This window comes from Clostridium cibarium, assembly GCF_014836335.1.
Taxonomy (GTDB): Bacteria; Bacillota; Clostridia; order Clostridiales; family Clostridiaceae; genus Clostridium; species Clostridium cibarium.
The window spans coordinates 1-12,833 of sequence record NZ_JACSRA010000050.1 but is presented as its reverse complement, the minus strand read 5'-3'; the positions used below and the strand labels follow the sequence as shown (position 1 = coordinate 12,833).

Genomic DNA, 12,833 nt, shown 5'->3' with positions numbered 1-12,833 from the left:
CCGCCGTATACCGAACGGTACGTACGGTGGTGTGAGAGGTCGGTAGATAAAATAATTATCTACCTCCTACTCGATTTGGAATATAATTTAAAATTTAACCAGTGCTTATTTTTAATATTTGAAGATAAAATAGTTTGGATTAAATTTAATGTAATATTTTTAAGTGTTCAGAGTAAGTTGTTATTGGAGTAGAGCCTAAAACTCCTGCTTCTGATCCAATGATAAATATGTTGCTTTTGTTAATTCCTACATTAGAATATGCTTGTACATCTGATTGTGCATTTCCATAGCCATAGCAAAATTGAATGCCTTTAGTTTGTAATTGTTTTAAGTAATTTGCCTTATAATCAGCTGCAGCTTGTCCTATTAATAAGCTACTTCCATAAGAAGTATGTACTAAGCCCATAGGGAATCCTTTTTCTAATAGCCATCTTTGGCTATTTTCAGTTAACCAATAAGGGCGAGCTGTTAAGTAAAGAATATTATAACCTTTAGAACTATAATATTTTGCTACATCATTTGCATTAGAGTACATTTGAGGTATGTAATTTATATTTGTAAGTTCACTTGTATATTCTTTAACATTTTCAAAATCACTGGTGGTAAGGGTGCCGTCAATATCAAAAATAACATATTTTTTACTAGTATCTAAAACTTGTAGATACATATTAGCTTCAGTACCATCACCTTCAACATAAAGTTTGATTAAATGTAATCCAGGAGCTAATTTCATTGAATTTGGAATAGTATATTTAACACGTCCGTCGCTATTAGTTTTTAATCTAGTTAACTTTTCCCAATGACTTGTACTAGAATCTAGAGAATATTCATATATGGAAATCCATTCATTTTCTAAATCCTTATTAAAGTCACCATATTGAAATTTTCCTTCAATATATTGAGATTCATTAGTTGTAACTATTGAATCATAACCATTATGGTGAGGTGTGTGTACACTTACTATATTTTTATTAAACCAACTAAAGTCGGTTCTTGGTGGAGGTGTGAATTGGGATTTTTTAAAATCAAAATACTTTATTTGAGGATTGGTGGCAAATATAACTGATGAGGACAAGTTATTAGCAGCAAATACGATAGTGTTACTAAAAAAAATAGACAATATCGTTGTTAGAACAAGAAATAATGATAACTTTTTTGTTTTTAAATTTTTATTCATGTGATAATCTCCTTATATTTATTGATTTTTAGATATTATGTATAAATTATATACTAAAATTTACACTATGAGGTATAATAATACATAATTTAAAGATATTTTAAGGTGAATTTAATTGTAAAATTATATTTTAATTAAAAAGATTATAAATAAAACATTAACATAACTGATATGTTAAGAATATTATGGTATATAACAATATATTTGGAGTGAGTTTTATGTTTGAAGGACTTAATTTGCAAATAATAAAAGAGTCATGGTTTCCAATTTCTCTAATTTTAATTTTAGTCATTTTGATTATATTTGAATTTGAAATATGTGAGCTAATGGCTAATGTAATAGCAAGAGTAAAAGAAAAGTTTCGTAAGCTTTTCATGAAAAAGGGGACAAGCAGTGAAATATTTAATAAAGTAATAGAATTAGCTGGTTATTCTTATGATTCAAAACAAGATATATTTTATTACAATATGGATGTTTGGCAAAGAAGCATGGGGTATTGTAAACTTTATGACGAATCAACTACACCTTTAGGAATGGTAATAGATTGTGAGCCTATACCTTTTGAGTATAGAGGAGAAAATTGGCTAATTGAATTTTGGAAAGGTCAATATGGGGTAGCTACAGGGTGTGAAATAGGGGTTTATAAAATGAAAAATCATGATATAGATGTTCCAGGTGTCTACAAAGGGCCCTTTTATGAATGTGTAAGTGATGAAGATAGATTGCAGATGTCTGTAGTTTTAATTAAAGATGGAAAAAAAGTTTTCAATAGATCAGAAAAGCATTGGTGGTTAACAGGATTTAAACTTGGTATGTTTTCAGAGCCCTCAGAATTAAAAATGCATATAAAGATCAATTTAAAAGATAGAGAGATGTGTTATAAATTTGTTAATGGGCTAAAGAAAGCAGGATATACCAATTCAGAAATTATAGTAAAAAAGAAGAACACAGTAATTTTGAAATTTGATAGACCACATACAGCACAACCTGTTTCTAGAACACAAGAGATAGAGAGGAGAGAACAAAGAAAAAATCAATGGCTATGTAATGAGTATAATGAATTAACAGGTTCATATAATAGTATGGAAGAGAAAATGAAGGCCGTTTCAGAGGAGTTTCCTGAAATGTTTAATGATATTATAAATATAGGAAATATTAAAGGAATATTTAAGATATATGATAAAATCAGAAGTTATATTGACTAATATTATATAGCAGGAAGTTAAATTCCTGCTTTTCTACTAGTATTTAAATAAAAAATAAATTTTTAAACATATCATTTAGTAGTATTTTATGTGGAGGAAATATTATGAGTTTATTAGAGCACATATCTGAAGTCTATGAATCAGCTGATGAAGTATTATTTGATAATTCTTCAAAGATAATTTTAATGAGTGACTGTCATAGAGGAAATGGAAGCTGGGGAGATGATTTCTCGAAAAATCAAAATCTTTATTTTGCAGCTTTAACACACTATTACAAGGAAGATTTTACTTATATAGAACTTGGAGATGGAGATGAACTTTGGGAAAATAGTGATATGTCTGAAATCATTCATGCACATAGTGATATTTTCTGGCTATTAAGGAAATTTTATAGAAGAGGTAGGCTTTATTTTATTTATGGAAATCATGATATAGTTAAGCAGAGTGATGAATTTGTAAAAGATAATTTGTATAAATATTTTGATGAACGTGAAAAGAAGAATTTTTCTCTGTTTGATAATATAAAAATAGGGGAAGGATTAATATTGAAACATAAATTTACTGAAGATAAGATATTTTTAATACATGGACATCAAGGAAATTATAGAAACTATAGATTATGGAAATTAAATAGATTTTTAGTTAGGTTTTTTTGGAAACCATTAAATTTGTTTGGATTTAATGATCCAACTAGCCCAGCTAAGAATTATGCAAAAAAGGAAGTAGTTGAAAAGAGGTTAGTTCAATGGGTTAAAAAAGAAAAACACATGCTTATCGCAGGACATACTCATAAACCAATTTTTCCAGAGGTTGGTGAAGCTCCTTATTTTAATGATGGAAGCTGCGTGCATCCACGATGTATAACAGGAATAGAAATTGAACATGGTGAAATAGTTTTAATAAAATGGAGTATGAAAACAAAAGATGATGGTACTTTGTATATTGGAAAAGATATAATAGCAGGACCTACAAAAATACGAGAATATTTTAAGTAGTAATAGATATATTGAAAAAAATTAAATTTTCATCATATACCACTAAATTTCCTACATAAAAAGTAGAATTTTGATTAACGATATAGTATAATTGCATTGCTATAAAATTTTAATTAGAAAGGGTGTGATGTTAGGGTTGGAAAACAAGCTGAAATTATACGGCTTTAACAACCTCACAAAAACACTTAGCTTTAACATCTATGATGTATGCTATGCAAAAAGTGAGCGAGAACAAAAGGACTATATTGCTTATATTGATGAGCAATACAATTCAGAAAGACTTACAAAAATTCTCTGTGATGTAACTGAGATTATAGGAGCGCATGTACTTAATGTATCTAAACAAGATTATGACCCACAAGGTGCTAGTGTGACGATTCTTATTTCAGAAGAAGCACTGCCAGTTCATTTAGTTGACAAATCTTGTAATCATGGTGAAATAGATATATTGAAAACAAGAGAAACGGTAGTTGGACATTTAGATAAAAGTCATGTAACAGTTCATACATATCCAGAATATCATCCAGATAATTCAATTGCTACTTTTCGTGTGGATATTGATGTATCCACTTGTGGAGAAATTTCTCCATTGAATGCATTAAAATATTTAATAGAAAGTTTTGATTCTGACATTATTACAATAGACTATCGTGTTAGAGGATTCACCAGAGATGTTGATGGTAAAAAGTTATTTATAGACCATAAAATTAAATCAATACAAGATTATATTGATGAAAATACATTAAAGAAATATGATGCTATGGATATGAATGTATATCAGTCTAACATATTTCACACAAAAATGTTAATTAAAGAAATTGAACTACAAAATTATCTTTTTAATAAAGATGTATATGAACTTAAGCCAAAGGAAAGGCTCGAAATTACAAATAATCTGCGTAAAGAGATGATAGAGATTTTCAGTGGAACGAATATATATTAGTATGGATGTAGTATAAAAAGCAGTCTCAGATATAGATGAGACTGCTTTTTCTTTTTTGGATTCAAGTCGTGAAATGTTATTATAATGTCGTGAAATAAAATATTACAGAGTTGAGGATTAAATAAATGGAAGATGTGAGAAAAAAATTTAAATTATATAAAATTTATGTAGAATAGTATTAAAGAAAAGTATTGTTACTTAATTAGTAAGTAGTAATTAATAGATTGAAGTATAGAACTAGAGGATAATGAATGCTTTGAATAGCTTATGTTACTGGGGGGTACTACAAGTTAGTTAGACTTCATAAATATTTCTACAACAATAAATTAAATACTAAAAGTGTTTAGAAAAAAAATGTAGATAATAGTTCTAAGGGGAATTATATAGATTGGAAAATTTGAATATGTCTCTGTTTTTTATTTAATTAATTATAGTAACAAACTATCTTAGTTTTCTCAGTTTATAAAAATAATAGCAAGGTAACTATCCCTGTTAGTATATATTATTGAGATTGAGAAAATATTGTACAAGTTGTATAGGAGGTAAGATCTTCAATAACTTTTGTATAATAGTTATAAAAATTTAGAGTTTCTAATTTAATGTTTGGATGAAATGATATTTCAAATAGTAAATTAGGATGATGGACTAACAATTCAAGTCCTTGTTAACAATGGATATTGAAACTGTTAGACAATTTAATTGGCCTACACCTGACATTCCTTTGTATTCTGGGAAATTGGATATAGTTTATAGCTATATTTAATGAAACAGATATAGAGGAGTGTTTTTTTTATTTAAATGTTAATCATTCATCATGATTTGTTAACTAAGAATTGATTTATCCGTGATGTATATAAAAACAATTTAAGTCAATAATAAATTTGAAATCATGTTGACATAAAGAAAAAAAGGAATATAATAAAACTACAACACCCCCCAGGGGAGGGAGGAGGAAAAATATGAATGAAGAAAGAAAAAAAGCTATGCAATCTTTAAAGACGGCAAAGGGACAAATCGAAGGAATTATTAAAATGATAGAAGATGAAAGATATTGTGTTGATATTTCAAATCAAATAATGGCTGCTCAGTCCTTACTAAAGAAAGCTAACTTGATTATATTAAAGAAGCATATGCACACTTGTGTTAAGGATGCATGTAGCACAGGAGATGCAGATGTTAAGATAGAAGAAATAATAAGTATTTTAGAAAAAGTAATGTCAAAATAAAGAAGGTGTGGAATATGGAAAATAAAACTTTTTTAGTTGAGGGAATGACATGCTCAGCATGTTCAAATAGAGTTGAAAGAGTTGTAAAAAAGCTAGAAGGGATTGAAAATGCTAGTGTTAATTTTGCAACAGAAAAACTTACATTGACTATGAATAATGAAGTGATAGATGATGAAAAAATAAAAGAAGTAGTAGAAAAAGCAGGATATAAACTTGTAGAGGAAAGTAAAGTCAAAGAGAAAGATAAATCTGATACTGAATGGAGTAAGTTATTTAGAAGGTTCATAATATCAATAATTTTTACAATTCCGCTACTTGTAATAAGTATGGGTCATATGCTAGGCATGCATTTGCCTACTATAATTGATCCTGAAATGAAGCCATTAAATTTTGCATTAGTGCAGCTGGTATTAGCTTTAATAGTTATGTTTATAGGTTTCAAATTTTACAAAGTTGGGATAAAGAATATATTTCAGCTTAGTCCTAATATGGATTCATTAATTGCAATTGGAACTTTATCAGCATTCTTATATGGAGTTTTTGCTATAGTTAAAATTACTGAAGGTGAAGTACATTATGTTATGAATTTGTATTTCGAATCAGCAGCAGTAATATTGACTTTAATTACTTTAGGTAAGTATTTAGAAGCAGTATCTAAAGGGAAAACCTCTGAAGCAATAAAGGCACTTATGGGGCTGGCTCCTAAGGTCGCAACTGTTGAAAGGAATGGCAGAGAACTACAAGTAAAAGCTGAAAATGTTAATGTAGGCGATATAGTTATAGTTAAACCAGGAGAAAAGTTACCTGTTGATGGAGAAATAGTTGAAGGAAATACTTCAATAGATGAATCTATGTTGACAGGGGAAAGTATCCCAGTTGAAAAGGAAATAGGAAGCTCTGTTATTGGTGGAAGCTTAAATAAAACAGGATTTATAAAATACAAAGCAACAAAGGTTGGAAAAGATACTGCATTAGCTCAAATAGTTAAGTTAGTTGAAGATGCACAGGGGTCAAAGGCACCGATAGCTAAACTTGCAGATGTAATTTCATCCTATTTTGTTCCTATAGTAATAGGACTTGCCGTAATTTCATCTTTAGCTTGGAAAATATCAGGTGAAAACAATGTGTTTGCACTTACAATATTTATATCAGTACTTGTTATAGCTTGTCCATGTGCTTTAGGACTAGCAACCCCAACAGCAATCATGGTTGGTACAGGAAAAGGTGCAGAAAATGGTGTATTAATTAAAGGCGGAGAAGCTTTAGAAACTACCTATAAGTTAAATACTGTAGTATTTGATAAAACTGGTACAATTACTGAAGGAAAGCCGATGGTTACCGATATTATAGTAGATGAAATATCAGAAGAAGAAATCATTATATTAGCTGCAAGTGCAGAAAAAGGTTCGGAACATCCTTTAGGGGAAGCAATAGTAAAGGGTGCTGAGGAAAAAGGGTTAAAGCTCAAAGAGATAGAGAAATTTAATGCACTTCCAGGTCATGGAATTGAAGTTAAGATAGAAAATAAAAATATTCTTCTAGGGAATAAAAAATTAATGCTAGATAAGAATATAATCATAGATAAGTTTAATGCAAAATCAGATAAATTTGCAGAAGAAGGAAAAACGCCTATGTATATTGCTATAGATGGAGAACTTAAAGGCATAATTGCTGTTGCAGATATAGTTAAGGAAAATAGTAAAAAGGCAATAGAAAATCTTAAGAATTTAGGAATTAAGGTAGCTATGATAACAGGAGATAACAAAAAGACTGCTGAAGCTATAGCTAGGCAAGTGGGAATAGATTTAGTTTTAGCAGAAGTTCTTCCGGAAGATAAGGCTAATGAAGTAGCAAAACTTCAAGAACAAGGATATAAAGTTGCAATGGTTGGGGATGGTATAAATGATGCTCCAGCATTAGCAAAAGCAGATATAGGTATAGCTATAGGTTCTGGAACAGATGTAGCTATAGAATCAGCAGATATAGTACTTATGAAAAGTGACTTAACAGATGTAGCAACTGCAATTAAGTTAAGTAAAGCAACTATAAAAAATATAAAAGAAAACTTAGGTTGGGCATTTGGTTATAATGTTTTAGGAATACCAGTTGCTATGGGAGTGCTTCATATATTTGGAGGGCCGCTTTTAAATCCAATGATAGCTGCTGGAGCTATGAGTTTAAGTTCAGTATCAGTACTACTTAATGCTTTAAGACTTAGAAAGTTTAAAGCTTAAAGAATATAATATAGGAGGAGATAAATATGAAAAAGAAATTATTAATAGAAGGCATGAGTTGTAATCATTGTGTGGCACACGTTAAAGAGGCTTTAGAAGCTTTAGAAGGAGTTTCTTTAGTTGAGGTGAGTTTAGAAGATAACTGTGCAATAGTTGAATCTACAACATCAGATGAGGTGCTAAAGGAAGCTGTAGAAGAAGAAGGCTATGATGTTGTTGGAATAGAATAGTCAGTAAAGAAACCTACTAAAATGCGAAATTTTTCATTTTAGTAGGTTTCTTTTTGTCAAATTCACGTATTTAAGCATATATTATAGGATAATGAAACATGACGATAAAATGATAGAACTAATATTCTGTAAAGTTAATACATATAAATAGTAACTATAAAATTACTATTTATTATAAGAGCAATTAAAGCAGGAAAGGGAGCAGTAATTTATGTGTGGACATGTTTCGGTTTTCATTAAAAAAGATACCTATAAAGTAGATAAGGAAAAAGTTCTTGAATCATTAAAAACTATTGAGCATAGGGGTCCAGATGATATAGGTATTTATGAAGATGATAGTGCTTTTCTGGGGTTTAGAAGACTTAGTATTATTGATTTGGCAAATGGACATCAACCATTTGAAAAAGATTCATACGAAATCATATTTAATGGTGAAATTTATAATTATAAGAATATAAAAGAATATCTTGAATTGAAAGGGTACAATTTTATATCAAATTCTGATACAGAAGTATTACTTACTGATTATATAGAAAAGAAAGAAAAATCTATATATGATTTAAGGGGAATGTTTACTTTTCTAATATACGATAAAGAAAATAAGGAAGTATTTGGGGCTAGAGATCAGTTTGGAATAAAACCATTATATTATATAGATAATGAAAATATAATTGCATTTGCATCAGAATATAAGGCATTATTACCATTTCTAGAGCATCCAACTGTTAATGAGGATAGCCTTCAAAAATATTTATCATTTCAATATGTTCCAGGTGAAGAGACCATGATAAAGGAAATAAAAAAAGTTCCACAAGCACATTATTTCACAGTTAAAGATAACAAAATAAGTTTTCGATGTTATCATAAGGTGAATTTTAATCAAGAAAAAATAATTAATAGAAAAGAAGTTTATGACGTTATGGTAGATTCAGTTAGTTCTCATATGATTTCAGATGTTGAGGTTGGAACGTTTTTATCTGGAGGTGTTGATTCATCTATCATAGCAACTATAGCTAGCAAAAAAAATCCTAAAATAAAATCTTTTACTGTAGGATTTGATGTAGAAGGATATGATGAAATAGATGTTGCTAAGAAGACTAGTGAAGAGTTAAATATTGAAAATACTTATATTAAAGTAGGGGAAAATGATTATATTAATGCAATTAAGGATGTAGTATATAAATTTGACGATCCAGTTGCTGATCCTTCTGCTGTTGGTTTATATTTTTTATCAAAGGAAGCCAGCAAACATGTTAAGGTAGTATTGTCAGGAGAAGGTTCTGATGAATTATTTGCGGGGTATAATATATATAAAGAATATTATCCTCTAAAGAAAGTTTTTAAGCTACCTAAAATAATTAAGAAGTTCATTAATTTTATTGCAAAAAAGTTACCTAATATAGTAGGGAAAAATTTCTTGTTAAGAGGAACTACTCCTTTGAGGGAGAGATATATTGGAAATGCCAAAATTTTTAATAATGAAGAAACAGAGAAAGTTTTAGTCAATTATAATCCAAATAATGATTTTCAAAATGTAGTAAAAAGAATATATAATGATTGTAAAGAAAAAGGATATGACTATGTTACAACTATGCAAAATATTGATATTAATACTTGGCTTATAGGGGATATTTTAGCAAAAGGTGATAAAATGTCTATGGCTAATTCTATTGAGCTTAGAGTACCTTTTTTAGATAAAGAGGTATTAAAGGTGGCAGAAAAAATTCCTCTAAAACAAAGAGTTTCTAGAAAAAATACAAAGCTATTACTTAGAGAAGCTTTTAGAAATATAGTTCCAAGACATGTTGTTGATAGAAAAAAATTAGGTTTTCCAACACCTATAAGGGTATGGTTAAAAAGCAAGCTTGGAGAAGTAGTCAGAAGAACTATAAATGATTCAAAGGTAGATAGATATATAAAAAAAGATTATGTTATGGAACTTCTAGATGAACATCTTAAAGATGAAAAGGATAATTCTAGAAAGATTTGGACAATATTTATATTTTGTTTGTGGCATCAGATTTATATTGAGGGTAAAGACATGGTATAATAAGAACTAAAGAAAATTTACTTAAGAAGGACTGGAAAAGTATGGATGTCAATATAAATTATCAAAAAGAATTAGATTCTCTTATAAAAAATTTAGTGAAAGAGGAAAAAGTTCCAAGACTTTTACTACACAGTTGTTGTGCTCCTTGTAGTAGTTATGTTTTAGAGTATTTATCAAATTACTTTAAGATAACAGTTTTTTTCTATAATCCTAATATTTATCCTGAAGAGGAATATTTAAGAAGGGTAGAGGAACAAAAAAAATTTATTTCATCACTTAATACTAAGTATGATATAAATTTTATTATAGGAAAATATGATACAGAAAGTTTTTATGCTATTTCAAAAGGGTTGGAAAAGGTAAGAGAAGGTGGAGAACGTTGTTTTAGGTGTTATGAATTAAGACTTAATGAAGCAGCTATTGTTTCTAAAGAAAAAAATTATGATTACTTTACAACTACATTAACTATAAGTCCACATAAAAATGCAAAGAAGTTAAATGAAATAGGTGAACTAGTAGCTAAAAAACATGGGACAAATTATTTGTTCTCTGATTTTAAGAAGAAAAATGGTTATAAAAGATCTATCGAGCTTTCTAAGGAATATGGTCTTTATAGGCAAGATTACTGTGGATGTGTTTTTTCTAAAAACGAGAGAATGGAACAAAAAAATAATAATCAAGAATAGATAGATTTTAGAACATGGCCATGTAGATATGGCTATGTTTTTTTATTCATTTTAATACAATTAATGTTAATATCATATTAGGAATTTTTGTTTCAGAAAATCTTTATTTGTATCTATAAAAGTGCATGGTAAAAAGCGAACTTTTATAGAAAATTAAGGGAAAGTATTCATGAAGAACTTACATATCTATATATTGCTGTATTTGGCTCAAAATCAACATATGTAAAGCTTTTTAAAAGGTTAAAAATATTATAAAAAATTCAGAAAATTTTCTTGCAATTTTTATTTAGATATGATACTATGATTTTGTAGAAATACAAAATAAAATTAGAAATTAAAGATTCAGTAGATAATAATGTTCTCCGGTTTAGGATTCATTAATCGAAATGGTCTTTAAATTGGAGGAATTAAAATGGATAAGACTTTAGTATGTGTTGATTGCGGTAAGGAATTCATCTTCACTGAAGGAGAACAAGCGTTCTACAAAGAAAAAGGATTCGAAAACGAACCAAAGAGATGCCCAGACTGCAGAAGAGCTAAGAAGCAACAAAACAACAGAAGATAGTTTCTAAGAGAATGTTGCAAAGGCTATAAGAGAATTACTCTTATAGCCTTTTTCATATGAGGATAATTTAGGATATCACCAATACCAAGGTATTGGTGATATTTATTACAAAATTACTTTAGGATAACCTTTCTTAAGCATTTCATATCTCTTATAGTTTTATCAACTAAACAATCAAGAGCTTTAAGATCTTTTGCAACAGTACAAACAACTTCAGTTTCTTCATCATCTAAGCAAGCTTCTTTTACCAACAATTTAGCAAGTCTTACGAAAGCTTTTTCGATTTCATCAACGTCTCTTTCAACTTCGCATAATTCTCTCAATATGAAGTTAATGAGATTTTCTATTTCTTCTTCGTAGTTTTCATCACAGTCACAAGGATTAGGTCTTCTATATATGCTTTCTTCTTCATAAAAGTTTTCTACATACTCTTTTTCATTATATTCTTTTTTACCCATAGTTCATCATCCTCATATAATATATTTTGTTTTACGTTCTTAATTTATCTTATGTATATATTGGTACTAATGTGAATATAAAATAATCATTATCTGTAGTTATGGTAAAAACTTGGTTAGTCAACAGCTATTCTAAATTTCTACTTTAAAATAGAGTGGAAGTAATTAAAAAAAATTATGAAATATGTGTGTAATTTATATAAAATGTGGTATAATATCTTGTGTAATGGGGTATAGCCAAGTGGTAAGGCATCAGATTCTGACTCTGAGTATCGGAGGTTCAAATCCTCTTACCCTAGCCAAATTCAATGAAAAGAGCGTTTTAGTATTCTATATTAGAATATTAAAACGCTCTTTTTTAAAAATATATTTAGGGGGCAATACATATGGAAATAAGAAAAGGAAAAAAAGAAGATATTAAAAGAATAATAAGTATAATAAAAAGTGCTACCAGTGATATGGAATCAGAAAATATAATGCAATGGGATGATCTATACCCTAACGAAGAAGTAATAACTAATGATATTATTGAAGAAAATCTTTTTGTATATGAAGAAGATGGCATTATTAAAGGAATTATTACATTAAATGAATTTCAGGATATAGAATATAAAGAAATAAATTGGCAATATACTAAAGGGAAAAGTTTAGTGATTCATAGAGTGTGTATTGATCCCAGGTATAAAGGTAATGGAATTGCAACAAGTTTTCTAAAATATGCGGAATTGCTAGGAAAAGAGAAAGGTTATGAATCGATACGCTTAGATACATTTACTTTAAATAAATATTCATGCAGGTTATATGCAAAGAATGGCTATGAAAAAAGGGGCATTATAACCTTTAGAAAGGGTGAATTCTTTTGTTTCGAAAAAGTAATCATATAAAGAGAAATTTTTAAATAGCATTCTATATGAATGAAAATTCATATTAATAATAATGACATATAATTGTTATAAATGTAATTTATAATAGGTAATATAATATTTAAAAGGAATATAGTGTAGGTAATTAGATAGTATTTATAGTAGTTTAAATATACTCTTATAATATATGTAATACTTGGA

12 protein-coding genes and 1 tRNA gene are annotated in these 12,833 nt (G+C 28.6%); 11 read left to right on the top strand and 2 right to left on the bottom strand.

What is annotated here, in order from left to right:
• Positions 1 to 145: 145 nt before the first annotated feature.
• The gene (locus tag H9661_RS18915; protein ID WP_191770340.1) at positions 146 to 1,177 is read right to left on the bottom strand and encodes an LNS2 domain-containing protein; all 1,032 of its coding nucleotides are present in this window, start codon (positions 1,175 to 1,177) and stop codon (positions 146 to 148) included.
• A 218-nt stretch (positions 1,178 to 1,395) separates the two neighbouring features.
• On the opposite strand from H9661_RS18915, the gene H9661_RS18910 reads away from it, so the two are divergent.
• The 9 genes from H9661_RS18910 to H9661_RS18870 all read left to right on the top strand — a co-directional run bounded on the left by H9661_RS18910 (position 1,396) and on the right by H9661_RS18870 (position 11,311).
• Complete coding sequence (locus H9661_RS18910; protein WP_185966880.1) at positions 1,396 to 2,382, top strand: DUF4474 domain-containing protein; 987 nt, start codon at positions 1,396 to 1,398, stop codon at positions 2,380 to 2,382.
• Positions 2,383 to 2,486: 104 nt separating this feature from the next.
• Positions 2,487 to 3,377 (top strand): metallophosphoesterase, encoded by an 891-nt coding sequence (locus H9661_RS18905; RefSeq protein WP_191770338.1) that lies wholly within the window; start codon positions 2,487 to 2,489, stop codon positions 3,375 to 3,377.
• A 124-nt stretch (positions 3,378 to 3,501) separates the two neighbouring features.
• Entirely contained in the window at positions 3,502 to 4,320 is an 819-nt protein-coding gene (gene speD, locus H9661_RS18900; protein WP_185966881.1) for an adenosylmethionine decarboxylase, read from the top strand.
• A gap of 959 nt (positions 4,321 to 5,279) precedes the next feature.
• Positions 5,280 to 5,546, top strand: a complete 267-nt coding sequence (locus tag H9661_RS18895; RefSeq protein WP_191770336.1) for a metal-sensing transcriptional repressor — start codon at positions 5,280 to 5,282, stop codon at positions 5,544 to 5,546.
• 14 nt (positions 5,547 to 5,560) lie between these two features.
• A complete protein-coding gene (locus H9661_RS18890) occupies positions 5,561 to 7,780 on the top strand; it encodes a heavy metal translocating P-type ATPase (RefSeq protein WP_191770334.1) in 2,220 nt (739 codons plus the stop codon).
• Positions 7,781 to 7,806: 26 nt separating this feature from the next.
• The gene (locus H9661_RS18885) at positions 7,807 to 8,010 is read left to right on the top strand and encodes a heavy-metal-associated domain-containing protein (RefSeq protein ID WP_143318130.1); all 204 of its coding nucleotides are present in this window, start codon (positions 7,807 to 7,809) and stop codon (positions 8,008 to 8,010) included.
• Positions 8,011 to 8,221: 211 nt separating this feature from the next.
• The gene (gene asnB, locus H9661_RS18880; protein ID WP_191770332.1) at positions 8,222 to 10,060 is read left to right on the top strand and encodes an asparagine synthase (glutamine-hydrolyzing); all 1,839 of its coding nucleotides are present in this window, start codon (positions 8,222 to 8,224) and stop codon (positions 10,058 to 10,060) included.
• Between the two features lie 41 nt (positions 10,061 to 10,101).
• Positions 10,102 to 10,746 (top strand): epoxyqueuosine reductase QueH, encoded by a 645-nt coding sequence (locus tag H9661_RS18875; RefSeq protein ID WP_143318131.1) that lies wholly within the window; start codon positions 10,102 to 10,104, stop codon positions 10,744 to 10,746.
• Between the two features lie 412 nt (positions 10,747 to 11,158).
• Positions 11,159 to 11,311, top strand: a complete 153-nt coding sequence (locus tag H9661_RS18870; RefSeq protein ID WP_143318132.1) for a zinc-ribbon domain-containing protein — start codon at positions 11,159 to 11,161, stop codon at positions 11,309 to 11,311.
• Positions 11,312 to 11,424: 113 nt separating this feature from the next.
• Here the strand turns inward: H9661_RS18870 and H9661_RS18865 are convergent, their stop codons facing one another.
• Positions 11,425 to 11,769 carry a hypothetical protein gene (locus H9661_RS18865; protein WP_143318133.1) on the bottom strand — a complete coding sequence of 115 codons (345 nt, stop codon included), beginning with the start codon at positions 11,767 to 11,769 and terminating at the stop codon, positions 11,425 to 11,427.
• A gap of 227 nt (positions 11,770 to 11,996) precedes the next feature.
• On the opposite strand from H9661_RS18865, the gene H9661_RS18860 reads away from it, so the two are divergent.
• Both H9661_RS18860 and H9661_RS18855 read left to right on the top strand, forming a co-directional pair.
• Positions 11,997 to 12,071 (top strand) — tRNA-Gln (locus tag H9661_RS18860).
• A gap of 84 nt (positions 12,072 to 12,155) precedes the next feature.
• Positions 12,156 to 12,653 carry a GNAT family N-acetyltransferase gene (locus H9661_RS18855; RefSeq protein WP_143318134.1) on the top strand — a complete coding sequence of 166 codons (498 nt, stop codon included), beginning with the start codon at positions 12,156 to 12,158 and terminating at the stop codon, positions 12,651 to 12,653.
• Positions 12,654 to 12,833 lie beyond the last annotated feature (180 nt).